The sequence below is a fragment of the Cytobacillus sp. MT66 genome, assembly GCF_058792595.1.
In genome coordinates this window covers 91,468-115,522 of sequence record NZ_JBXAFB010000007.1, presented here as the reverse complement: position 1 = coordinate 115,522, position 24,055 = coordinate 91,468, and the positions used below count along the sequence as shown (strand labels likewise).

Below are 24,055 nucleotides of genomic sequence, written 5' to 3'. Positions count from 1 at the left end.
AATATCCCTAATCAAAAAAGGCAAGGGTCCAAGCCCTAGCCTTTTTCATATTTAGACCTCTACTTCCGTTCCGATTCCTGCCTTGACTGCTTTTTCATAAGCAGCAGCGGCTACAGCTAAATCAAAATATGCTACTCCAACTGATTTAAAGAAGGTAATTTCTTCATCAGACTCCCTGCCGGCAATTTTTCCTGCTGCCAATTCTCCCAGCTCTCCATGAAGCTGTGAAAAATCCCATTCGCCTCTGTTAACAGGGATAAGGAAGTCTCCCGCTTCGTCCTTTACCCCTTCAATGGTGTCTGCAACAATTTTTGCCGATCGCTTAAGTGTGTCCAAATCAACTTCCTGCATATGCGGAAGATATGATCCAACGCCATTGATATGGGTCCCTGGCTGCAGGGCTTTTCCATTGAAAACAGGCGTTTCTGAACGTGTCGCACAAATAACAATATCCGCCTTTGCCACTGCCTCGTCGGGATCGTCCATTAACGTAATGCCGCCACTATATTCCGGGCATATTTCCGTAATCTTCTTAGCATATATCTGCGCCTTGTCCTTTGTCCGGTTAAATAAGAAAACTTCTTTAATATCTCTGACCTCAAGCACTGCTTGCAGCTGCTCTTCAGCCATCGCCCCCGTTCCAATGACTGCAACAGTGGATGCTGATGTCCTTGCCAGGTATTTCGTCGCTACACCGCTGATGGCACCTGTGCGAAGCCGGGTTAAGAATGAGGCATTCATACAGGCAAGATGATTACCGTTTTCTGTATCACTTAATAAAATAATCCCCTGTGTGGTTTTCTTCCCCACTGATGGGTTATTTGGGAAAATTGTTACAACCTTCACAGCTGTCGTCCCTTGTTTTTCCATCGCACATGGCATATACAAGGCGGATGCATGTTTTCTCGGAAACTCAATAACTGTGCGATGAGGGTTTTCAATATTTCCCTTTATGTACTGTATTAAAGCTGTTTCTATATCCCTTATTGCGTCTTTCATGGTATATAAGGACCGGATTTGCCTTTCTGACAAAACTAGCATGATTTCACTCCTATTTTAGAAAAAAAGGAACCGCATTAGCGATCCCTTTTTCAACTAATCATAATTGATTGACTTATATTTTACAATATTAGTATTTTGACTTTTTGGAATAATACCGAATAATTGACGTTTTGCAAGAATTTGGGAGCAGCACAATAACCTAAGGCTTAGCTCAAATCGCCTTTATCTATACCTCTTATCTATACCTCTTTTCCAGTCTTCGATAATGATTATATTTAAGATACAAATGGTGAATAAGGCCGAAAAAGACAACCATCCATGCAACGATAGCAATGAATACCATAAAACGCGGTATAGCCATTAACAGCGGAACTCCCAGTGCCTTTGACAGCTGGAAAGTGCTTGTTGTATACATGGCAAGCGGAAACGCCATTCCCCAGAATTGCGGGTCATATGAAAAGGGATAATGGTGATAAAGATGGCGCCAAATCATAAGAATAAACAGCAAAGGAATCCACCATGTCCCTGTAATCCAGAAAAACAGCGTGAACCCCTTTAAAAATGGCGTAATCTCCATAAGCAAAGGAAAGTATTCAGCATGCAGAATTAATGTTGACCCAGCTAACGTGGTAATAGCTACTGCACCCATATTGATCCAGTATGGCGGTGTAAGGGCTGAATATTTAAACTCCACAAAAGTAAACCGGTAAAAAATAAGGGTAATGATATTCAGATATAGCATGCATCCCAAAAAATACATGCATAAGGTAAAAAACAAAATGATATTTTGCCCGCTATGTACAAATGGAACAAGCAATGTGCCAAGAATGGAAACCGATTGAGTTCCGACAGCCGCGATCAGCCAGGCTCCATTGATTCCCTGCTGGATGGCCGGCTTATCCTTGCGAATGGTAACCGCTGTGAAGAATGTATACATGATAATTAACCATAAAAAGATAGCCACACCCCATAAATAAAGAGGAATGGTGTGATTTTCGGCAACAATAATAAGCTGGCTTCCGAACACACTTGTTCCTGCAACTAAAGTAAAAAATCCAGGACCATTCTGATGGCTTGTTAAATCGGAAATTAATTTTGGAAAGAAGAAAACAATACGGGTAAGCGTTAGAAGCCATAGGATTAGATAGGCTGCAATATTTACATAAAGAAGGGACTTTGAGAAGATTTCCATACCTAGAAGATGAGTGCCTATTGATAGAGCTCCGGTAGCCATAACAAGGGCAAAATAGGCTGGAAAAAGATTTTCTGCTTGCAGTTTAATAAATTTGAACATGTCAGACTGCTCCTACAAAAAGTATTTGAACCATTACCTATTTATTTTAACATGAAACTTTCTATTGAACTCTTTAAGTGAATAAAAAATCTGACACGTTTATAAGTGCCAGATTTTTTTAGATTTCTTACTCGGTTTACTGTTCCATTCAGTTCAGCTTAGAAAGGTTTATTCGGCTGATAGGTCGGCTGCTGATTTTGAGCCTGATATTGCTGGCTCTTTGCAATAGCCTCCTGTACATTTTCCTCTAAGGAGAATTCAACATCTGCCCTGTTAAACTGATTTGCCTGGTTCTGTGCTTCAATCACTTTTTGCTGGTCATGTTCTTCGTTTTGGCCAAACTTTTTCATCTTCCATCTCTCCTTATTTCAAATTACATGTGTAGAGTTCCCTTTTGTCCGCAAACTATTCCTGCCGAAAATACTCCTTGTCTTTCACTGGGTCCTCAATTATAATGGAATGTAATTATATATTTTCTTATTTCAATATCTTTTGAAGTGAGGATAGAGGTGCAAAAACCATTAGTACACAAATCCGAGGATAATGAGATCCGCTGACGATTGTGGAAAGGGGGATTTGCCGAAGCTTTAAGAATCTCATGTACTTAAGGCTGGGCCTGCATTGAATAAGTGCAGGACTGTCATATAGAACCGCTATATGGAGGGCTATCGCACAAGAAACGATTACGTTATATTATATTGTTTCTATAAGCAGCAGCGAATTCCTCGATGCTGCTTTTTTGCGTAGGCTTGGACCCAATCTATCCACCTCTAATTAAAATTATTAAAAAGGGCGTGTGAGGAAATGAACTTTGGCCAAGTTTTAACAGCAATGGTAACACCATTTGATCAGAATGAAGAAATTGATTTTCCTGCAGTAACAAATTTAGTTGAACATTTAATCGCCAATGGAACAGATGGGTTAGTCGTAGCAGGCACAACTGGAGAATCTCCTACGTTAACAACAGAGGAAAAGGTCGAATTATTCAAGTTTGTTGTGAAGACAGTAAATGGACGTGTACCAGTCATTGCAGGCACAGGCTCAAATAACACCAGAGCATCTATCAGCTTAACAAAACTAGCGGAAGAAGCTGGAGTTGGTGGGATTATGCTCGTGGCGCCATACTATAACAAACCTTCACAGGAAGGACTATATCAGCACTTTAAGGCAATTGCCCAAGCAACGGCATTGCCAATCATGCTATATAATATTCCAGGTAGAAGCGTTGTCAATATTTCGGTAGAAACCATTGTAAGATTGTCGCAAATTCCTAACATCGTCGCTGTTAAAGAAGCAAGCGGCAACCTGGATGCAATGGCGCAAATCATCAGTGAAACACCGGATGACTTTTCACTATACAGCGGTGATGACGGATTAACCTTGCCTGTTCTTGCTATTGGCGGAGCTGGAATTGTTTCTGTTGCATCCCATATTATCGGCAATGAAATGCAGGACATGGTTAACAGCTTTAGAAGCGGAAACCTTCAAGCAGCCGCCGAAAAGCATCGCAGCCTGCTGCCAATCATGAAAGCCCTATTTGCTGCACCAAGCCCAGGTCCAGTCAAAGCAGCACTTAATATGAACGGAGTCCCAGTCGGGGGCGTTCGCCTGCCAATGATTCCATTAAATGAAGTTGAATTAGCTTCCCTGAAAAAGGCCCTACAGCCGTTAACAGCTGTAAGAAGCTAATAAAGCGCAAGGATCCTGGAGCTAGACCCTTCTTAAAATGAATATTTTTAACAAAATGGACTGTCTCACCACTTGAGACAGTCCTTTTTACTTGAGCTTATTTAAATAGACCGGCAAACTCCCCGTATCCCTCTTCTTCAAGCTTTTCCTTTGGAATAAAGCGAAGAGCAGCTGAGTTAATACAGTATCTTGCATGGTCTGGGCCAGGCCCGTCATCAAATACATGGCCAAGATGGGCATCAGATGTTTTCGAACGGACCTCAATTCTCCTCATGCCATACGACGTATCGAGCTTCTCTTCAATTTCAAAGCGTCTTATAGGCTTGGTGAAGCTCGGCCATCCGCATCCTGCATCATATTTATCCCTTGAGCTAAAAAGCGGCTCTCCGGAGATAATGTCAACGTAAATCCCTTCTTTTTCGTTATCCCAGTATTCATTTCTAAATGGCGGCTCTGTTGCATTCCTTTTTGTGACCTCAAATTGCATGGGTGTCAATTCCTTGCGCAGTTCTTCCTCACTTTTACCCTTCTTCCAAGTCTTGCGGATAAACGGCGCACGTCCGGAACCTTCTTTGTACAGATTATAGTGGAATGAATTCTTTTTATAGTAATGCTGGTGGGATTCCTCGGCTCTGTAAAACTCCTTCGCAGGGAGAATTTCTGTTACTATCGGCTTTTGGAAGCGTCCGCTTGCTGCAAGCTTCTCTTTAGACTTTTCAGCCTGCTCCTTCTGCTCTTCATTATGATAAAAAATCGCTGTCCGGTATGACAAGCCGCGGTCATTAAATTGGCCTCCTGCATCCGTTGGATCAATTTGCTGCCAAAAAATCTCCAGCAGCTTTGTATAAGGGAAGACAGAAGGGTCAAAAGTAATCTGAACCGCTTCATAATGTCCGGTGGTATCTGAACATACTTCCTCATAAGTCGGATTTTCCTTATGACCGCCTGTATAACCTGAGACTACCTCTTTAATACCCGGCTGTTCATCAAACGGCGAAACCATGCACCAAAAACAGCCGCCCGCAAATGTTGCTAACTCCAACTGTTCAGACATATCACTCAACTCCTTTTGCCTTCATTTTAATGGGAAGCCGCGGAAAATTCCAATATTCACGCTTTGTTTTTAGCGCTTTAAAGGATTGGGGGCCTGTCCCCCAACGCTTTAAAGCGACTGAGCCCTTTTTCGTTAAAGCACCAAAGCACACTGGACATTATTGCGGAATAGTTGTAGTATATATAAAGTTATCTTCGGTAACTATTATCATTGGTAACTATTTTCGAAGGAGGAGTTTGGCATAAAGACTTCGCAAAAGTTCTTTCATCGGCTGTTGATGATGTACCGGCCTTTTGAAAATAATTTAAATCTTCATCTTAGTAAGCATCAGCTTCATCGCGCGCAATGGACTATTTTATATTATTTATTTAATTACGGCCCTTCTACACAGGTAGAAATTGCCAATTATCAAAGCGTGGAGAAACCTACCATTACTAGAACCTTTGCCCGCTTGGAGGAATTAGGCTATGTTGAACAAATTCCTGGAAAGGATAAACGGGAAAAACGCATGCATCTGACACAGCTTGGCAGAGACCTGTATAACAAGGTTCGTGTTTCGATTGATGAATATGAAGAGGAAATTTTAAAAGGAATTTCTGAAGAACAGCAGCTAGAAGCCATCCGCATCATGGAGGAAATCAGAAATAATATCATTCAATAAGGAGATCGATAAAGTGAATCAGCATAGATCGAAACTTTGGACGAAAGACTTTATCATTGTTTCATCAGTCAACTTTTTCTTATATTTAATTTTTTACCTGCTGTTAGTGACCATGGCGGTCTTTGCAGTCAATCAATTTAACGCGTCTGAAAGCCAGGCAGGACTTGTCACAGGAATCTTTATTATCGGTACCCTGATTGGCCGACTGTTTATTGGCCGCCTGATTGAGATGATGAGCAGCAAGAAATTACTGCTGATCGGACTCATCTCCTTTACCCTGGCATCCATTCTTTACTATTTCGATTTAGGCATCGGATTTTTACTATTTAGCCGTTTATTGCACGGTACGGCACTAGGTGTAGCGAGTACAGCAACCGGAACAATTGTTGCACAGATCATCCCTCCTGCACGCAAAGGGGAAGGGATTGGCTATTACAGCATGAGCACGACATTAGCTACCGCCGTTGGCCCTTTCATCGGACTTTTTATGAGCCAGCATACAAGCTATGAAGTGATATTCAGCTTTTGCCTAGGCTTAGGGGTCATCAGCCTGCTTATTGCTCTCTTTATGAAAGCACCAGAATATAAAGCGCCGGAGGCAAAGGCTGCTAAAACAAAAGGCCTTAGCCTCTCAAGCTTTATTGAGCCTAAAGCACTGCCAATCGCATTAGTGACGCTTATCTTAGCTTTCTGTTATTCTAGTGTTCTATCTTTTATTAACTTTTATGCCATTGAAATCAATCTTGTCGAAATCGCAAGCTTTTTCTTTATTGTCTATGCCGTTGCGATCTTAATTTCACGCCCCTTTTCCGGACGCTTAATGGATGTCAAAGGCGCTAATTTTGTCATGTACCCAGCCTTTATCCTTTATGCTGGCGGATTGCTGCTGTTAAGCACAGCTGGATCTGGCACCATTCTCTTATTATCCGGGGTACTAATCGGACTTGGGTTTGGCAACATGCAATCAAGCACACAAGCAATCGCTATTAAAAAAACACCGCCTCATCGCATGGGGCTTGCTACATCAACATTCTTTATCTTTCTTGATGCCGGCCTTGGCTTTGGTCCATACGTACTTGGTTTCATCATACCGCTGACAGGATACAGCCATTTATATGTTATTTTGGGTCTATTAGTAATGGCAACAGCCATCCTTTACCACTTCATGCATGGCAAAGGCGAACACACTGCCGCCCACACCAGCATGAACCAAGCAAGTTCTATGTAAACAATATCAGTAAAAGAGGGGACAGTCCCTATGCCGCTTTAAAGCGGCGGGGGACTGTCCCCCATTCTTTTAACGCGTTAATAGCCAAAATAATTGCAAAGCTGATAATAAATCCATTTACAGTGCGGATTCCTCTGAAGGTTTTCCACCAGCCCCCTCACAATTACTGAGCTGAGAGCGGGTTCGAGCAGCTCCTGCTTTAGCAGTGTTAATGATTCCTTTTCCACTGATTCTTCCAATTCCTCTAATTTATGTTCGATTGCAGCCAATATTTGTTCCCGTGTCATTTTGCCGCTTTGTGAGTGCTTAAACAATTGAAAAATCTCCTGTGAAAAAAACGGGATGGCTGTATGCCTCGCTAGCAGGTCCGTTTTTTCAACGAGCGTCCTTGCCAGCAGATCCAGGTCTAACGGAGCCTGATTGAAGAAAAACAAAGAAGAATAGCTCTGCATTAGCCCCTTTATGCAAAAAAGTAAATCATATTTTGTTTTGCTGACTGTATCGCCATATAATCGGTCGATCATCACCAATATCGATTGGTTCATGATATTGTCGTAATAGCGCATTTTTAAAAGGAGCTCCTCATTAAATGTTTGGGTTTGCTCCTTGAAAAGGACTCTGCCAAAATCGGAACGCTTAAGAAAGGAATGAAACATTTCATAATAAAACGCATAAAGAACCTCATCATTAGATGCGTTCCTGACTATACGGTCAATATCTGAAACAATTTCCATCATAAAATGGTCAATTAATGCCAGGATCAGTTCATCCTTGGATTTAAAGGATAAGTAAAATGCCCCTTTAGAGATTCCGCAATGCTCTGTAATTTGCTGAACGGATGTAGCGGCAAACCCCTGCTTGGCAAAGAGCTCCAGCGCTTTATCCATAATAAATTGCTTCTTAGCCATAATTTTCTCTCTCCCATTGTCTTTGATTGACAAATGACTGGTTGGTCACTATTATAAGTAATTGAGTTTACCAAGTCAATTTATCAAAAGCAGGTGCTATAGTGAAAGGATTAGTTAATTTTGTTCTGAAAAACAAACTTGCTGTATGGCTTCTAACGATCATTATTACGGTATCAGGGATCTATTCGGGCACAAGAATGAATATGGAGACAATCCCAAACATTTCTATCCCCTACCTGATGGTCATGGATGTCTATCCAGGTGCCACTCCCGAAAAAATCATGGAGGACATATCGGTCCCTATTGAAAAAGTGGCAGAAGGCCTTGAAAATGTGAAGGCTGTGTATTCGAATTCTTATTCGAACATGTCTAGTATCCAAGTAGAATATGAATATGGCATTGATATGGATGAGGCAAAGCGTGCCCTGCAGTCCGCCTTGGACACAGTTAAGCTGCCAGAAGGTGCACAAGAGCCAACCATCTCGATGATCAGCATGAATATGATGCCAGTTGTCGCACTAAGCGTCAGCAGTACAAAAGAGGATATTGTTGAGCTGACCTCAACAGTAGAAGAAAGCTTGCTTCCGAAGATTGAAAAAATCGAGGGTGTCGCCTCAGCGACAATTACAGGCCAGCACATCGAAGAAGTTGACCTGACTTATCGTAAAGCAAAGCTAGATGAATTCGGCCTCACCGAGGATAAGGTAAAGGAAATCATTCAGGCAAGCAATATGGCGGTTTCCCTGGGACTTTACGAATTTAAAGAGGGCGAACAGGCTGTAGCCATTGACGGAAAGTTCATGACAGCAGATGAATTAAAGAATATGCTGATTCCTGTTACCCCATCGGCTGCCAACCCTTCTCCATTTGTAAAGCTGAGCGAAATTGCAGACATAAAAGTGGTTGGAAAAATAGAATCCGTTTCCCGGACAAACGGGAAGGATGCCATCGCCATTCAAATTGTCAAAGGCCAGCAGGCTAATACCGTTGACGTTGTCAATAAGGTGAAAAAGTTAATGAAAGATGAAGAGAAGAAAATTGACGGTCTTGTCGTTGATATATCCCTTGACCAAGGGAAGCCAATTGAGGAATCCATCGCGACAATGATTGAAAAAGCTGTCTTCGGCGGTTTAATCGCTGTCTTAATCATCCTTCTTTTCTTGCGTGATTTTAAATCAACGATCATTTCCATTGTATCTATACCAGTATCGGTCTTTATGGCGCTGCTCCTCCTTCATTGGATGGATATCACGCTGAACATTATGACCCTTGGGGCGATTACGGTTGCTATTGGCCGAGTCATTGATGATTCGATTGTTGTTGTGGAAAATATTTACCGGAGAATGCATTTAAAAGAAGAAAAGCTAAACGGCCGTGCCCTTATTCGGGAAGCGACGATTGAAATGTTCAAGCCGATCCTTTCCTCCACCCTGGTGACGGTTGCCGTATTTGCTCCGTTAATTTTTGTCGGCGGAATGGTTGGCGAACTGTTTATGCCTTTTGCCTTAACGATGACATTTGCCCTGGGCGCTTCGCTGCTCGTTGCGATTACCATCGTTCCAGCTCTTTCCCACTTCTTATTTAAGAAGAAATTATATGGTGAAAAGGCAGAAAGCAGCCATAAGGAAGCTGGAAAATTAGCAAATGGGTATAAAGGATTTTTAAACAAATCCCTTAACCATAAAGTTATTTCTTCCATCCTTGCTATTCTGCTGCTCGGCGGAAGCTTAGCGCTGACACCATTAATTGGTTTTAGCTTCATGGGCAGTGAGGAAGATAAAGTTATGTATTTAACTTACACTCCTCATACAGGTGAGCTTCCTGAGGAGACGCAGGCAAATGTTCAAGAGATTGAGGATAAGATGCTGGAAAGAGACGATATTGACATTGTCCAAGTATCGATTACTAAATCCGGTGACCAAATGTCTGCGATGATGGGCGGTTCAGGCGACGGTGCCTTAATGTATCTAATCTTTGATCCAGATATGGAAAACTTCCCTGAGGTTCGAGATGAAATTGAAGAATATGTCTTTAACGCCGGCCAATCAGGTGAATGGAAAAGCCAGAACTTTTCTTCTATGTCAGGTTCAACAGATGAGATCAGCTATACGTTCTATAGTGAAAACCTAGACAAACTAAATGATTCTGTTGCTAAGGCAGAAGAAGCGATTAAGGATATTGATGGCTTAAAGGATGTTAAAAGCAATGCAGAGGATGCTTATGTTGAGTACACCCTTAAAGTAGCCCAAGACGAATTAATCAAGTATGGTCTGACAGCAGGCCAGCTTGTTATGATGCTAAACCCTAATCGAACAGAAGATGTGCTTACTACAGTTGAAAAAGACGGAAATTCACTTGATGTAATTGTCCAGCAGGAACAATCATCTCAGCCGGAATCAATTGACGACATTCTTGATACGCCAATACCAACAGCTCTTGGCACAGTTATGCCTCTGTCTGAGCTTGTCACTGTGGAAGAAGGAACAACCTTAAATACCCTTTCCCGCAGCAAAGGCGAGTATTATGCAACCGTTTCAGGCACAATCACCCAAAAGGACATTTCAAAGGTGTCCTCAAAGGTAGAAAAAGCTGTTGATAAGCTTGATTTGCCTAAAGGTGTCCATGTTGACGTTGCCGGTGTACAGGCAGATATGAATGAAACCTTTACACAGCTTGGTGCAGCGATGCTTGCAGCCATTGCGATTGTCTACTTCATTCTTGTTGTTACATTTGGCGAGGGGCTTGCGCCATTTGCGATTCTTTTCTCCCTGCCATTTGCGGTCATTGGATCGTTTGCAGGACTTTATCTCGCCGGAGAAACGATTTCGGTATCCGTTATGATGGGTCTATTAATGCTCATTGGTATCGTCGTTACGAACGCTATTGTCCTTGTTGACCGAATTGTCCGCATGGAACATAGCGGAATGGGTATGCGTGAAGCCATTCTTGAAGCTGGGGCAACCCGTCTTCGCCCAATCCTCATGACAGCCATTGCAACCATCGGTGCCTTGCTTCCATTAGCCTTTGGCGCAGGCGGCGGAGGATTAATCTCTAAAGGACTTGCAATCACTGTAATCGGAGGTTTAACAAGCTCCACACTTCTGACGCTAATCGTCGTGCCAATGGTTTATGAAATACTTTCTAAACTATTTAAGAAAAACAGAAAAGAAGTGCAGGAAAACTAGACAAGCACAAGAACGGCTTTAAAATGAATGATCCTTTTTTTAAAAATAGGGGGCAGTCCCTTCGCCGCATTAAAGCGGCGGGGGACTGTCCCCCATTTTATTAACGTGCTAAAGCCCCTCTATAATTTCAACAAATTTGGTTGAGGCCTGTGACAGCGGTACGCCTTTTAAGGAACAGATGCCAATGCTTCTTTTGGGTATCGCCTCTTTTAATGGCACTTCATAAACTAATTCTTTGTTTAAGTAATCCTGAGCAAATTCCTTTGTAACGCAGGCAATGCCTAAATTGATTTTGGCAAATTCCAATAACAGGTCATGGGAACCCAGTTCAAATTCTGGTGAAATCTTAATGCCTTTAGATAATAAGTAATCCTCTACATACTTCCTTGAAATGGACTTTGGTTCAAGAAATATTAGAGGCAGACCGACTAAATCGGAGACATCAAGCGGCTGCTGGATCTCATGTTTATCTTTTTTTCCGCAGACAAAAATATCATGGATATCAATACATGGCCTTTGCTCCAATTGCGGATCATCAATTGGGAAATTACAAATGGCAATATCGACCTCTCCCTGCTTTAATAAAGCGCAGATCTCCAGGGTTGTCCCATTAACAATCTTAAATTTAATATTTGGATACTCCGTATGAAAGGCCTCTAAATAAGGGAGCAAAAAATATCTTGAGATCGTATCGCCAACCCCGATTCTTAATTCGCCAATGGTTAAGTTTTTAAATTCCTGGATCTTCTCCTCTCCCATTTCAACCAAATGAATCGCCGATTGAACATAATCAAAAAGAATGCTGCCCTCGTTGGTTAATGTCACCCCTTTAGGTGTGCGATTAAACAGCCTGGTGTCCAGCTCCTTCTCTAATTGCATAATAGCCTGGCTTACAGCTGGCTGCGTCATAAATAGGGACTTTGCCGCCTTAGAAAAACTGCCGCTTGTACCGACTATGCAAAAAATTTGATATAAATCGAGCTTGGCTATCATATAAACACTCCTTATACCTACCATTAGATATATTAATTTTACTTATATCCTTATGCTGATGTATAGTAAAAAGGTAGAAAACACAATATTTACCACATAGCTTAAGGAGCGATTTATTTTGGAAAGATTAGTTGGAACAGTTGTTAGAGGACTTCGTGCACCTATTATTAATAAAGGCGATTCTATTGAAAAAATCGTTGTCGACAGTGTATTAAATGCTTCAGAAGCAGAGGGCTTTGTTATTCAGGACAAAGACATTGTGACTGTAACAGAATCCATCGTAGCCCGCGCACAGGGAAACTATGCAACGATTGATGATATTGCAAAAGATGTCAGTGAAAAGTTTGGCGATGATACAATTGGTGTTATCTTCCCAATCTTAAGCCGCAATCGTTTTGCTATCTGCCTTCGCGGTATTGCAAAGGGTGCGAAAAAGGTTGTTTTAATGCTAAGCTATCCATCTGATGAGGTTGGAAACCACCTAGTAGATATCGATCTGCTTGATGAAAAAGGCGTCAACCCTTGGACAGATGTTTTAACAGAAGAGCAATTTCGTGAACATTTCGGCTATAATAAACATCCTTTTACTGGTGTTGATTATATTGATTATTACAAGTCTTTAATTGAAGAATATGGGGTAGAGTGCGAGGTTATCTTCTCTAATCATCCAAAATCAATTCTTGAATATACAAAGAGCGTTCTTACATGTGATATCCATACAAGATTCCGCACAAAGCGGATTTTGGCAGCTGCCGGCGCTGAAAAAGTGTATAGTCTTGATAATATTTTATCAGAGCCTGTTGACGGCAGCGGCTATAATGAAGCATATGGCTTATTGGGATCCAATAAAGCTACCGAAGAAAGCGTTAAGCTTTTCCCACGCAATTGTCAGCCTGTTGTTGACCGCATTCAGCAAACTCTTAAAGAAAAAACAGGCAAAGAAGTAGAAGTCATGGTATACGGCGACGGAGCGTTTAAAGATCCAGTAGGAAAGATCTGGGAGCTTGCTGATCCAGTTGTTTCTCCAGCCTATACAGCTGGACTTGACGGCACACCTAACGAGGTAAAGCTTAAGTATCTTGCTGACAACAACTTCGCAGGCTTAAAAGGCGAAGAACTTAAAAAGGCAATCTCTGAGTATATTGAAAATAAAGACGCTGACCTTGTTGGAGCTATGGAATCACAAGGCACAACACCTAGAAGACTGACTGATCTTATCGGCTCCCTATCTGATTTAACTTCAGGAAGCGGAGACAAAGGTACACCAATTATCTATATTCAAGGCTATTTCGATAACTATACAAAGTAAGATAAAAGGCAAGGGAACCTTCCCCTGCCTTTTTTGATTTACTTCGCAGTCGCCTCACGGACAATTGGCGCTACCTTTGTACCTAATAGTTCAATTGTCTTCAATACATCCACATGCGGCATGCTCCCTACCGGTACATGGAGCATAAAACGGGTCACCCCAACCTGGTCATGGAGATGGATGATTTTCTTTGCCACTGTTTCCGGATCTCCCACATATAAAGCACCTTCAAAGCTTCTGGCCTGATCAAACGTTGCTCTGCTATAGTGCCCCCAGCCCCGCTCCCTGCCAAGAATGTTCATTGCATATTGGGTTGACGGGAAAAACTTATCTGCAGCTGTTTGGGTATTTTCTGCAATAAAACCATGAGAATGAGAAGCTACTGGAAGTTTCGCAGGATCATAACCAGCCCTTTCTGCTGCCCTTTTATATAGCTTAACAATCGGTGCAAACTGGACAGGGCTTCCGCCAATGATCGCTAAAACAAGCGGCAAACCAAGCATGCCTGCGCGAACTGCTGATTGTGGATTCCCGCCGCTGCCAATCCATACCGGAAGCGGATCCTGAACAGGTCTTGGGTACACCCCAAGATTGTTTATAGCCGGACGATGCCCTCCCTTCCATGTTACCTTCTCAGACCCACGGATTTTTAAAAGCAACTCTAGCTTCTCATCAAATAACTCATCATAATCCTGTAAGTCATAGCCAAACAATGGAAAAGACTCAATAAAGGAACCCCGCCCCGCCATAATCTCTGCACGGCCATTAGATATGGCATCAAGTGTGGAAAAATCCTGAAAAACCCGTACTGGATCAGCAGATGATAGAACAGTAACCGCACTTGTCAGGCGAATTTTCTTTGTCTGTGAGGCCGCAGCAGCCAGGACAATCGCCGGAGACGATGCCGCATAATCCTTGCGGTGATGCTCACCAACACCAAAGATATCTAATCCTACCTTATCGGCAAGGACAATTTCCTCAACCACTTCACGCAGTCGCTCTGCATGGCTTTTTATCTCTCCTGTTTCTGCATCAGGCGTTGTTTCAACAAACGTAGTAATTCCTAACTCCATAACCAATACCCCCTGTAACAATTACTCTTAATTAAAGATTTTATCATGGAACAGGAAGATTGTCCTAAAAAGAAGCAAGTGTACCCTTGCTTCTAGCTTATGATTCATATAAGTAGAGCTCCTTAGTTGATTAGAATATCTTGTGTACTCGTTCGCCTCCTGACCTATTCTGCCGCCTTCCAATCCTTTCCGTTAAATTCAAGCCTGATAACCGTTCCATTTGCAAAAAGCCCCTTTGGTACTTTGTTCTTATCTATTTGATCCAATATAGCGTTCATTGTTATCCCGTGGGAGACAACCAATAAATCTCCGCCGCCTTTTTGATAGGTCTTTTCTGCAATTTCCGTTATTGCCTTGAATGCGCGATCCTTTAACATCTGATAATTCTCTGCTTCTTTTGATGGATCCAATTCTGAAAGAGCATTTACTAGCTTTTCATAGGGATTCCCATTGCTTGCAAACAGTTCTTCACTACTGCTGAAGCCTAAGTGCTTCGCAGTCTCCTTCCAGAGGACATTCATTTTTTCCCCCTCAAAGCTGCCAAAATACGCCTCTCGAAGATCCTTGTTTAAAAGAACCGGCAAACTTTTTGCCGTTGTTTGATTTTCTCCTAAAATTAATTTAGCTGTTTTTATCGCCCTTCCGCTATCGCTTGAATAGGCTCCAACAAAGGGGATATGCGCCAGCCTTTTTCCCGTCTCTTTAATTTTCTCTTCTCCAGAAGGAATAAGCGGGGCATCGATCCATCCTTGTGCACGATCTGTGTTATTCAAAATTGTCTTTCCATGGCGAACAAGGTAAACCGTTACTGGTTTGGATTCCTTTTTTCCCTCACCTGTATATTCAGTTGAGGCTTGAACAGGGTTCACCCAGCCTGTTAAGCCAGGAAACATCATAACAAAGATAGCTAGAACAAATAGATACTTCTTTAACACAATAACACCCCTTTCCCGTCTAATTGCAAGATCCAACACGCCCTTTTTCATGAGAATCCTAGCTTTCACCTGCTTAGCATTTTCTTTTTCATATGGGAATTATCCAGCTGATTTATTTTTTCAAGAAGAAAAGCGAGACATTGCTGTCTCGCTTTTTAAAAATTTGATATTCTTTTGTGAATACTAAACAAGCTTTTGCCCGCAATTGGAGCAGAAGTTGCCGCCGCTTGTCTTTGTTCCGCAATTAGGGCAAAAATTAGGCGCTTTTTTTCCTTCTTCCTTTGTCTGCGAAGACAGCGGAGTATTTTCTGATGACGTCTCCCTTTTGGCATCCGAATCCGTCTGTTTCATCATCTTTTCAGCAAATTTCATTCCCATCATCATTCCGGCCATATCAGATGCTGCCCCGCCGCCGCTCATTTTTCCGGAGGCCATTCCATCTGTCAATGAGATTTGCTGGTATCTTTCCACATTGCTGACCATGCCGTGCGAAGCATTTTTTGTAATCATATCCTGAATCTCTTTCGGATAGCTAAAGCTCATGATGGTAAATCCGGTGATCGTCATACCGCTTTTGATCATCTCCATATCAAGATCCTCTTGGATGCCTTTCCCAATTTCAAATGAATTGGATTGAAGATTGAACATATCCTTCCCTTCCCGTGATATCCACTTCATCAGCAGCTGATCCAGAATAGAGGTTATGCGTATTTTCACATCTTCAACAAGATATTGCTCCTTAACCCCAGCAATCTGGTCAATTAGCGCCACATAGTCATTTACTTTGAAAGTAAACGTTCCATTCGCTCGGATGGGCATACCGCCGGGAAAACCAAGTGCAGGGATGTTAATGGCATTTTTCGTGCCCCATTTAACAATAAACTCCTTTGTATTAACAAACAGCACCTCAACCCGCATACCGCTGTTAAACCCAAATTTGAACCCTTTTAAGGTTGAAAGAAAAGGAATGATTTGCGATTCAATATCATAATCACCTTCATCGCAAAATACGCCTTCAATTTTTCCATTATTAAAAAATACCGCGTCCTGGCCCGGCCTGATGATTAATCTGCTCCCTTTTTTGATTTCCCGATTGCTCCATTTATAAAAAATCATATCATCTCTAAATTCCTGCCACTCCACTACATTGGCAAATTGATTTCGAAAAAAAGACATCTATTTCTGCTCCTTTCACTTTTTACTTAAAACAGAACGATTAAAACTTTCCCCTGCTTCCGCTATGCGAGTGGCCGCCCCCGGTAATTCCGCCGCCACCGCCGCCTCCTTTTGAGTCATTTGAAGGCTTTCGCTGTCTTGTGACAGTTTGCCTGATAAAACGATCCTGCTTGCTAAGTACTTTCGATCGATTGCTATCCATATAGGTTCTTGCATTGACTGTCACTCTTCCGCCTAAGCGATAGGCCATAAGACCAACAATGCTTCCGGCTAACCCAAGTGAAACAGCAAGCTGGAACCACCATTTAAAAAGGAGGTTTTCCGGATTAACCCCTGGATCATAACCCATATAATCATAGGAAGTCTGGATAAAGGATGAGAATGCCTCGAAGTACTGTCCATCTGATAGAGCTGGCGTAATCTTATTGCGTATTTGATCCATCCGGCCGCTGTCTAGGTATTCCTCTGCCTTTTTAAAACCCGCTAAATACACGTCCCTTTCCTGCATATTAATCGCTAATATAGCTGTATTTCCATGGGGCTGATCAAAGCCGGGAGCCTGTTCATCATAGAAATCCTCAACATATTGGACAATGTCTTTTCCTTGTGAATCGGCTAATGTGATAATAATAAATGCCGTATTTCTTTCCTTGCCCAATCCGCTGGCCAAAGACTGCAATTCCGATAATTCCTGATCCGTCAAAAGCTCGGCAAAGTCATAAATATACCGGTCCCGATCAAAAGCATCTGCATCTGCAGCCGCTGCTGTTATTCCCAGCAATAAAAAAATCATTAGTGCAGTAAATAATGAAAGAAAACTCTGCGCAAACATACGGCTTCTCACCAAAAACCGCCTCCCATCATAAAGGCGACACATTTTAAAGCTAAAAAGGATCCAGCCGCAATGCTGCTAAACCACATCGCCACTTTGCCTTTGCTAACGGGCGGTTTCCCGACAACCTTTCCTGTCTGTCCGTTCATAGCAAAGATATACTCAGACCTGTTATAATCATAGCTGACCATCCATACAGGCAATAAAACATAATCGCTTTTAACGTTTGTCGTATGAATATCTTTACTCTTATAATTTATGGTTTGATAACCTGATAAGGTTGATCGAGTATAGGAGTCAATATAGCTGCTGATCTTATCTTTTGCTCTTGAGAGCAGTTCCTTATCTGAATAATTATATCTCTCTGCTAAAAAGCCCGCCAAATACGGTGTTTTAAAGTCCTTCAGCTGATCATAAGGAAAAGGCTCCAGCTTATCCATTAAGGCATCATTCATTTTTTCAGAGGCATCAACAGGCACTTTAATATAATCAAGATTTATGTCGCGATAGGCATCGTAAAACTTCGTTTCTGTATAGATATACTCACTGTCGCTATATGTCCTGACCTTTGTGCATACAGCATTGACCTGTACTCTGCTATTTAAATCAAATAACCAAAAAGGGACATACAAACCTGTAATACTTTTGATGCGATCGGCCGTCATAAAACCTCTTGGCGTAAGAACGCCCTTCCTGCACCACTTTTTAAAGGCAGCCACGGCCTCTTCTTTGCTAATCGTAAAAGGAATGACCATTGCCGGAGCAAGATCGCCTGATAGCCGGTCAGCAATCACGACACCCGCTCCGCAAAAACTGCATCGAGTTGCAGCGGTTTCCGCTGCTGTCATTAGCACAGCACCGCAATTCTCGCAATGATATTCCTTAGCTTCATCCTCAGAAAACATGTATGTTTTCAGCTCTTCCGGATAGTTTGCAATATTTTCATGTCTGCCGCAGCTTTGACAGGATAATTCGCCTGAATCGGCGTCAAAACTCATATCACTGCCACAGCTGGGGCATTTATAGTGAAGGATCATTACTAATCACCCTTTTGTCCATTCATTTTAAAAGCAGGCGCCGAAAAGCTGCAGCCTCATAGCCGCAGCTTTCTTCCCTATTGATTATTCTTCATTTTTGCTTTTAAAGCCGCCAGTTCATCTTCAATATCATTGTTTTTCTTATCATATTTAGCTGTTAGGCCGGCTAATTCATCCTGGGGATCAGCATTTAATTCGGCCATTGCCTTTGCCTCATCCAGCGCACGATTCACTTTTTCCTCCATGCGGTCAAAAGCAGAAATGGACTGACCTGAATGTGTTGCAGAGGCACCAAGCTGATTCATCCGCTCCTGTGTTTTGGCTACGGACCATTTTGCCTTTAGCAAATTTCTTCGTGCTTCCAGTTCACCAATATCTGACACAAGCTTGTCATGCATCTGTTTCATTTGCGAAGAATTGGTCTGCGCCAGCTGATAGGATGTTTGCAATTCTGTTTCCTTTGCTGCTAAAGCCGCCTTTTTCTCAAGGAATCTTCTTGCATCGCTGTCATTCCCTGCCTCGACTGCCTTAATCGCATATCTCTCCATTTTTTCCATTTCTTCCTGGCACTCAGTTAACACTCTTTTCGCACGTTGTTCTTCTGCCATTACCGAAGCTGTTTCCGATTTGACTTTTCCCAAATCTTTGTTTAAATTTCTCAAATACTGATCAATCATCTTCTCGGGATTTTCTGCCTTATCAAGCAAAGCATTGATATTGGCTGCCATAATATCCTTAAACCTCGTTATGATGCTCATATGATCGGATTCCCCCTTTGTCAAAAAAAGCCATTACTACAGTATACTGCTTTATTCAAAATAAAGTTTCATTTTTTATCATCGGCATCACTTTCATCGCATGAAAAAAGAATCAAATTTAACCTGTGAAGTGAATTTACATTTGCAATAATTTTCCCTATAAGCGGGCAAATTACTGTAAAAGGATGAAAGGAGTGGTAAAAGAGTGAAAAGGTTATGTACGATTATTGCATTATTGCTTGTGTTTGTTTCTGCTTGCGGCAATACCGACAAACAGGAAGGCAGTGAAGTTAAAGATGGAAACAAGGGTGCTGGCCAGCAGGAGGAAACCCATGATAATATGCCAATTGACCAACTGGCTGACACGAATTATCGTTCTTATCAGCATATGGATTATAAGAAGAAGACTGCACCAAAGTTTTCTGCTGAAGAGTTAACAAAGCCGCCATCAGGCGATTGGATCACCAATGGTGGAGATATCCATAATGGAAGATATTCACCCCTGGATAAAATCAACTCATCAAACGTAAAGGATTTAAAAGTAGAGTGGGTCACAAGCTTAGGCTCGGGATTTGATTTTAAATATTCAGGTGAGTCCACACCGCTTGTCTATGATGGAGTGATGTTTACGATTACTGGGGCCAACGATGTTCAGGCTCTAGATGCTAAAACTGGAAAAATGATTTGGGAGTACAAACCAGCGCTTTCTGATGGTCTTAACACAGTCTGCTGCGGATGGACAAGCCGCGGTGTTGCCATTGGAGATGGAAAGGTCTTTGTTGGATTATTAGATGCAAGACTTGTTGCCCTTGATCAAAAGACCGGAAAAGTCTTATGGGAAACAAGAGTTGACGATTGGGAAAAAGGATACACCATCACCAGTGCTCCTCTTTATTATGATGGGAAAGTGTATACAGGGATCGCTGGCGGTGAGTATGGTATTAGAGGTTATGTCGCTGCCTATGATTCTGAACTAGGCAGGCAAATTTGGAGAACCTATACTCTTCCGGCTCCGGGAGATATCGGAAGCGACACATGGCCAAAAGACAGCAAAGACTGGCTGACGGGAGGAGCCCCAGTTTGGCAGACTCCGGCCATTGACCCCGAACTTGGGATGATCTATTTTGCTGCCGGTAATACATCACCTGACTTGGACGGCAGCAGCCGTGAGGGCGATAATTTATTCGCCAACTCCATTCTTGCCTTAGACGCAGATACCGGAAAGTATAAATGGCATTTCCAAGAAGTACACCATGATATTTGGGATTTAGACCCGGCAAACCCGGTTGTCTTATTTGATGTAAAAATGGATGGCAAGATGAGAAAGGGAATTGTGCAAGCAGGGAAAACAGGATGGCTTTATATTTTGGACCGGACAAATGGAAAGCCGCTAATTGGTATTGAGGAAAAGCCGGTTCCGCAAAATGCCAACCAAAAAACTTCGCCTACACAGCCATTCCCGATTGGAGATGCATTTGTACCGCAAACCGTTACAGAGGAAGATGTGAAACGGGATTTGCCTAAGGATTTTGCAGGGGACTATGGCAGTATTTTTACCCCGTTCTGGGATAAACCATTAACCCTAAAACCATCGCCGCAGGGCGGGGCCAACTGGCCGCCATCGGCCTATAATCCGAACACTGAATACTTTTATGTCATGGGAAATGACAATTATTTTGCGTTTGCCCACTATGGAGAAGAGGAAGAAGAAAAATTTAAACAGGGAAAAGAATATATCGGCAGTGTCTGGCAGCCGGTAGAGAACTCTCCTAGCCGCGGAACAATCACCGCCCTAGATATTAAAACAAATAAGATTGTCTGGCAGAAAAATTGGGATACCATTGCCTACAGCGGTCTCCTGACAACTAAAGGAAATCTCCTATTTACCGGTCATAATGACGGACGCATTATTTCTTATGATGCAACCACCGGCGACCAATTGTGGGAGTTTAAAATGGACGCTGGCGCCAATGCTCCGCCAATCACATATGAAATTGACGGGAAACAGTATATTTCTATTTTTGCTGCGGGGAATTCACTGGCTGGAACCACGCATGGTGATAAAATTTATACCTTCTCGCTTGAAGGCAAGTACGGATCTATAAAGGATATTCCTAAGGATCAAATCAATGTGTCGCCTGTTAAAGGCAAAGAGAAGGAAAAGCAGCCAACTGATCAAAAAAATAAGAAAGAAAAGGAAGGAGCCGTCTCAGCAACAGCCGGAGAAACAGTTTATAAAAATAATTGTTTAGCCTGTCATGGAGCCGCTGGAGCTGGCGGTCATAATGGACCAAATTTACAGAAGACCAAGATGGACCTTGATGCCGTCATAAATCAAGTGAAAAACGGAGCCGGATCGATGCCTCCGTTTAAAGATACCTTATCTGAAGATGAAATTCAGGCTGTATCCAAATATGTAAAAACCCTTGGCGGAGGCTAATGCCGGCAAGATCCTAAAAAAAACAGGCAGTCACTCTTTATAGTGACTGCCCATTTTTTAATTTGCCGATGCTTTTTCCGTTAATGGAATATGAATTAATCGATCATCTTTATCCGTCGGATTACCTCGATTATCACGGTTGCTTGTGATAGTAAATAACTCATTGTTATCAACTAATACATCACGCAATCTTCCCGCTTCTGTGTAAAACTCTGAATACTCTTTATCAGCCAGATCATAGGTAAAAATTTTCTTACCTGCCAAGGAAGCTACAAATAGTTTCCCATCATTAAACGCCATTCCTGCCGGTGCCCAAGTGGCGTCACCTGAGTGGATCAGCGGTTTCATCATGCCCTCAGCTTCCTCATCGCCTTGAATCTCTGGCCAGCCATAATTTTTTCCGGCTTGAATCAGATTCAATTCGTCGTGGCCCGACTCGCCATGCTCTGAACTATAAAGATTTTTGTCGCTATCCCAGGCTAGTCCTTGAGGATTGCGATGGCCAAAGGAATAGACATATGAATTTTCAAATGGGTTATCTGCCGGAATGCCGCCATTGACATCCATTCTTAGAATTTTCCCTGCTAGACTATCAAGGTTTTGTGCATTCTCTGATTCGCCATTATCACCGGTTGTTGCATACAGCATGCCATCTGGACCAATTTTGATTCGGCCGCCATTATTAATTTCTCCGCCCGGAATCTTATCCAGTAAAACTTTTTCCTCTGTCCAAGTGTCATTTTCAAGCTTTAGTGAAACAATCCGATTCAGGATTTCACCGTTCTTCTGGTACGTGTAATAGGCAAAACCCTTCTTTGACTTTGCAAAATCTTCCCCAAGAGTAAAGCCAAGGAATCCCCCTTCACCTTCATTGAAAATCTCTTCGGAAAGCTTCACATCCTGGACACTGACCAAGCCAAGATCGCCATCAATTTGAATCACCGAACCTTCACGCTGACTTAGGAAGAAGGAGCTGCCATCCTTATTGATTGTCCATGGGATATATAAATGGTTGGCATTCACTGCCCCATCATCTGAAACGGATACCTCCACAGCCTTTTCCATAACCTCAACGGCATCCTGTTTTTGGACGGATTCCTGCTGAACAGGATCTTTTTTCACATCCGCATTGTTTGCTTCATCTTTATCCCATAACAACGCAGTCCCAAGCCCCGCTGCTAAAACAACCCCCAACGTTCCATAAACAACTGACTTTTTCAAAATAGACCACCTCAAAATAATATTTTCCCCCACAGTGTTAACACATTTCAGATAATTTAAACTGTTTTAAATAAAAAATTAAGAGGGAGTAAAATACCAACTGGTTACTTTGAGGAGCAAAATGGTAAAGCACAAACCTAATCACTCAATTCACAGCAAATTCCCTGCAATCCGCCTATTTTAAATTTCACTGGTTACTCAATTAAAGATACAACTTCTTATGTTTTAAAAAACCAAGTTAACCTCATTTAGATGCGTTGTGGGGGGCTTTTGCGGATACTAAAGGCTAAGGTATCCGCGGGTCCTCCCTCAGCCTCATTAATCCTCAAGGAATCTAACTTACCTCTTCATTGGAAACTAAAGGTGCCTCCTCCTGTTTCCTTTCCTTTGTAAAAAACCACCCGCCCGCTGCAATTAACAACAGAACGGCATAGAAAGTAATTTTCCATCCTGGTGATGTAGCAAATCCCTCCGGCAATACCGCTAATGCCGGGTGGGATAAGGTATAGACAGAAAGCTTCACACCTACCCAGCCAACGATCATAAAGGCAGCAATCTCTAAACCCGGTCTAGAATGAAGCAGCTTAACAAAGAAATTAGCCGCAAAGCGCATGATGATTAATCCAATGATTCCACCGGCAAAAATAACAAGGAATTTCCCGCCATCCAGTCCCCCAATGTTTGGCAAAGATGTGTTTGGCAGAGTAACCGCAAGCGCAACAGCAGCTAATATCGAGTCAACAGCAAAAGCAATGTCAGCCAATTCTACTTTAAAAACCGTTCCCCAAAATCCCGACTTCGACTTCTCTGTTTTGTCTTTCGACTTCTTTTTTACAACTAGTTTTCTAAAAATATGATTGATAGCAATGAACAGCAAATAGAGTGCTCCGATCGCCTGCACCTGCCATACATTCACAAGGAAGGAAATAGCAAACAGCGATGCAAAGCGAAGCACAAACGCCCCTGCAAGCCCGTAAAACAAAGCTTTCCTCCTTTGTTCTTCCGGCAGATGCTTAACCATAATCGCTAACACAAGCGCATTATCAGCAGCAAGCAATCCCTCTAAAGCAATAAGAAGCAATAATACCCATGAGTACTCAAATAAAATCGATAGTTCCATCCAACAAATCCTCCTTTTTTATTTAATTTCTCCTCAGCAAATAGAAAAAGCCTTTACCGACAATGGTAAAGGCTTTAAAAACATCAAAAAAGACCTTTACCATTGGTAAAGGTCTTGCTAACAACCGTGTAAGTTGCCAA

General features: G+C 42.3%; 20 protein-coding genes and 1 riboswitch. Of the genes, 6 read left to right on the top strand and 14 right to left on the bottom strand.

The window, feature by feature from the left end:
• Positions 1–51 precede the first annotated feature (51 nt).
• From AC1Q59_RS14295 to AC1Q59_RS14285, 3 genes are all read right to left on the bottom strand, one after another.
• Entirely contained in the window at positions 52–1,041 is a 990-nt protein-coding gene (locus tag AC1Q59_RS14295; RefSeq protein ID WP_492366520.1) for an ornithine cyclodeaminase family protein, read from the bottom strand.
• 196 nt (positions 1,042–1,237) lie between these two features.
• Complete coding sequence (locus AC1Q59_RS14290; RefSeq protein WP_492366519.1) at positions 1,238–2,296, bottom strand: tellurite resistance/C4-dicarboxylate transporter family protein; 1,059 nt, start codon at positions 2,294–2,296, stop codon at positions 1,238–1,240.
• Positions 2,297–2,454: 158 nt separating this feature from the next.
• Entirely contained in the window at positions 2,455–2,646 is a 192-nt protein-coding gene (locus AC1Q59_RS14285; protein WP_492366518.1) for a hypothetical protein, read from the bottom strand.
• Between the two features lie 146 nt (positions 2,647–2,792).
• A riboswitch (Lysine riboswitch) is annotated at positions 2,793–2,972 on the top strand.
• 128 nt (positions 2,973–3,100) lie between these two features.
• Here AC1Q59_RS14285 and dapA point away from each other — a divergent pair.
• On the top strand, positions 3,101–3,985 hold the full coding sequence (gene dapA, locus AC1Q59_RS14280; protein ID WP_492366517.1) for a 4-hydroxy-tetrahydrodipicolinate synthase: 885 nt from the start codon (positions 3,101–3,103) through the stop codon (positions 3,983–3,985).
• Between the two features lie 97 nt (positions 3,986–4,082).
• Here dapA and msrA read toward each other — a convergent pair whose 3' ends face one another.
• On the bottom strand, positions 4,083–5,039 hold the full coding sequence (gene msrA / locus AC1Q59_RS14275; protein ID WP_492366516.1) for a peptide-methionine (S)-S-oxide reductase MsrA: 957 nt from the start codon (positions 5,037–5,039) through the stop codon (positions 4,083–4,085).
• 280 nt (positions 5,040–5,319) lie between these two features.
• On the opposite strand from msrA, the gene AC1Q59_RS14270 reads away from it, so the two are divergent.
• Together AC1Q59_RS14270 and AC1Q59_RS14265 are read left to right on the top strand one after the other, a co-directional pair.
• A complete protein-coding gene (locus AC1Q59_RS14270; RefSeq protein WP_492366515.1) occupies positions 5,320–5,700 on the top strand; it encodes a MarR family winged helix-turn-helix transcriptional regulator in 381 nt (126 codons plus the stop codon).
• Positions 5,701–5,713: 13 nt separating this feature from the next.
• The gene (locus tag AC1Q59_RS14265; protein WP_492366514.1) at positions 5,714–6,928 is read left to right on the top strand and encodes an MFS transporter; all 1,215 of its coding nucleotides are present in this window, start codon (positions 5,714–5,716) and stop codon (positions 6,926–6,928) included.
• A gap of 77 nt (positions 6,929–7,005) precedes the next feature.
• On the opposite strand, the gene AC1Q59_RS14260 is transcribed toward AC1Q59_RS14265, so the two are convergent.
• Complete coding sequence (locus AC1Q59_RS14260; protein ID WP_492366513.1) at positions 7,006–7,836, bottom strand: TetR/AcrR family transcriptional regulator; 831 nt, start codon at positions 7,834–7,836, stop codon at positions 7,006–7,008.
• Positions 7,837–7,937: 101 nt separating this feature from the next.
• Here AC1Q59_RS14260 and AC1Q59_RS14255 point away from each other — a divergent pair, with 101 nt between their 5' ends.
• Positions 7,938–11,021: an efflux RND transporter permease subunit gene (locus AC1Q59_RS14255; RefSeq protein ID WP_492366512.1), complete on the top strand. Its 3,084-nt coding sequence runs from the start codon at positions 7,938–7,940 to the stop codon at positions 11,019–11,021.
• Positions 11,022–11,129: 108 nt separating this feature from the next.
• Here the strand turns inward: AC1Q59_RS14255 and AC1Q59_RS14250 are convergent, their stop codons facing one another.
• Entirely contained in the window at positions 11,130–12,014 is an 885-nt protein-coding gene (locus AC1Q59_RS14250; protein WP_492366511.1) for a LysR family transcriptional regulator, read from the bottom strand.
• A gap of 118 nt (positions 12,015–12,132) precedes the next feature.
• On the opposite strand from AC1Q59_RS14250, the gene AC1Q59_RS14245 reads away from it, so the two are divergent.
• Positions 12,133–13,323, top strand: coding sequence for a coenzyme F420-0:L-glutamate ligase (locus AC1Q59_RS14245; protein ID WP_492366510.1), 1,191 nt, complete (start codon positions 12,133–12,135; stop codon positions 13,321–13,323).
• A gap of 38 nt (positions 13,324–13,361) precedes the next feature.
• Here the strand turns inward: AC1Q59_RS14245 and AC1Q59_RS14240 are convergent, their stop codons facing one another.
• The 6 genes from AC1Q59_RS14240 to AC1Q59_RS14215 form a co-directional block, all read right to left on the bottom strand.
• Positions 13,362–14,396 (bottom strand): LLM class flavin-dependent oxidoreductase, encoded by a 1,035-nt coding sequence (locus AC1Q59_RS14240; RefSeq protein WP_492366509.1) that lies wholly within the window; start codon positions 14,394–14,396, stop codon positions 13,362–13,364.
• 164 nt (positions 14,397–14,560) lie between these two features.
• A complete protein-coding gene (locus AC1Q59_RS14235; protein ID WP_492366508.1) occupies positions 14,561–15,331 on the bottom strand; it encodes a histidine phosphatase family protein in 771 nt (256 codons plus the stop codon).
• 183 nt (positions 15,332–15,514) lie between these two features.
• Positions 15,515–16,507: an SPFH domain-containing protein gene (locus AC1Q59_RS14230; RefSeq protein WP_492366507.1), complete on the bottom strand. Its 993-nt coding sequence runs from the start codon at positions 16,505–16,507 to the stop codon at positions 15,515–15,517.
• A 40-nt stretch (positions 16,508–16,547) separates the two neighbouring features.
• The gene (locus AC1Q59_RS14225) at positions 16,548–17,351 is read right to left on the bottom strand and encodes a TPM domain-containing protein (RefSeq protein ID WP_492366506.1); all 804 of its coding nucleotides are present in this window, start codon (positions 17,349–17,351) and stop codon (positions 16,548–16,550) included.
• The gene (locus tag AC1Q59_RS14220; RefSeq protein WP_492366505.1) at positions 17,348–18,376 is read right to left on the bottom strand and encodes a TFIIB-type zinc ribbon-containing protein; all 1,029 of its coding nucleotides are present in this window, start codon (positions 18,374–18,376) and stop codon (positions 17,348–17,350) included. Before AC1Q59_RS14220 ends, AC1Q59_RS14225 begins: the two co-directional genes overlap by 4 nt.
• 77 nt (positions 18,377–18,453) lie before the next feature.
• On the bottom strand, positions 18,454–19,134 hold the full coding sequence (locus AC1Q59_RS14215; RefSeq protein WP_492366504.1) for a PspA/IM30 family protein: 681 nt from the start codon (positions 19,132–19,134) through the stop codon (positions 18,454–18,456).
• A 205-nt stretch (positions 19,135–19,339) separates the two neighbouring features.
• On the opposite strand from AC1Q59_RS14215, the gene AC1Q59_RS14210 reads away from it, so the two are divergent.
• On the top strand, positions 19,340–21,574 hold the full coding sequence (locus tag AC1Q59_RS14210; protein WP_492366503.1) for an outer membrane protein assembly factor BamB family protein: 2,235 nt from the start codon (positions 19,340–19,342) through the stop codon (positions 21,572–21,574).
• A 57-nt stretch (positions 21,575–21,631) separates the two neighbouring features.
• Here the strand turns inward: AC1Q59_RS14210 and AC1Q59_RS14205 are convergent, their stop codons facing one another.
• Positions 21,632–22,795 carry a PQQ-dependent sugar dehydrogenase gene (locus AC1Q59_RS14205; protein ID WP_492366502.1) on the bottom strand — a complete coding sequence of 388 codons (1,164 nt, stop codon included), beginning with the start codon at positions 22,793–22,795 and terminating at the stop codon, positions 21,632–21,634.
• Positions 22,796–23,129: 334 nt separating this feature from the next.
• Entirely contained in the window at positions 23,130–23,915 is a 786-nt protein-coding gene (locus AC1Q59_RS14200) for a TerC family protein (protein WP_492366501.1), read from the bottom strand.
• Positions 23,916–24,055: the final 140 nt, after the last annotated feature.

Excerpts from the sequence above, each read along its gene's own strand:
- AC1Q59_RS14215 (WP_492366504.1), bottom strand. The coding sequence starts at position 19,134 with ATGAGCATCATAACGAGGTTTAAGGATATTATGGCAGCCAATATCAAT.
- AC1Q59_RS14260 (WP_492366513.1), bottom strand. The coding sequence starts at position 7,836 with ATGGCTAAGAAGCAATTTATTATGGATAAAGCGCTGGAGCTCTTTGCC.
- AC1Q59_RS14230 (WP_492366507.1), bottom strand. The coding sequence starts at position 16,507 with ATGTCTTTTTTTCGAAATCAATTTGCCAATGTAGTGGAGTGGCAGGAA.
- AC1Q59_RS14290 (WP_492366519.1), bottom strand. The coding sequence starts at position 2,296 with ATGTTCAAATTTATTAAACTGCAAGCAGAAAATCTTTTTCCAGCCTAT.
- dapA (WP_492366517.1), top strand. The coding sequence starts at position 3,101 with ATGAACTTTGGCCAAGTTTTAACAGCAATGGTAACACCATTTGATCAG.
- AC1Q59_RS14270 (WP_492366515.1), top strand. The coding sequence starts at position 5,320 with ATGTACCGGCCTTTTGAAAATAATTTAAATCTTCATCTTAGTAAGCAT.
- AC1Q59_RS14250 (WP_492366511.1), bottom strand. The coding sequence starts at position 12,014 with ATGATAGCCAAGCTCGATTTATATCAAATTTTTTGCATAGTCGGTACA.
- AC1Q59_RS14200 (WP_492366501.1), bottom strand. The coding sequence starts at position 23,915 with ATGGAACTATCGATTTTATTTGAGTACTCATGGGTATTATTGCTTCTT.
- AC1Q59_RS14240 (WP_492366509.1), bottom strand. The coding sequence starts at position 14,396 with ATGGAGTTAGGAATTACTACGTTTGTTGAAACAACGCCTGATGCAGAA.
- AC1Q59_RS14285 (WP_492366518.1), bottom strand. The coding sequence starts at position 2,646 with ATGAAAAAGTTTGGCCAAAACGAAGAACATGACCAGCAAAAAGTGATT.
- msrA (WP_492366516.1), bottom strand. The coding sequence starts at position 5,039 with ATGTCTGAACAGTTGGAGTTAGCAACATTTGCGGGCGGCTGTTTTTGG.
- AC1Q59_RS14295 (WP_492366520.1), bottom strand. The coding sequence starts at position 1,041 with ATGCTAGTTTTGTCAGAAAGGCAAATCCGGTCCTTATATACCATGAAA.
- AC1Q59_RS14220 (WP_492366505.1), bottom strand. The coding sequence starts at position 18,376 with ATGATCCTTCACTATAAATGCCCCAGCTGTGGCAGTGATATGAGTTTT.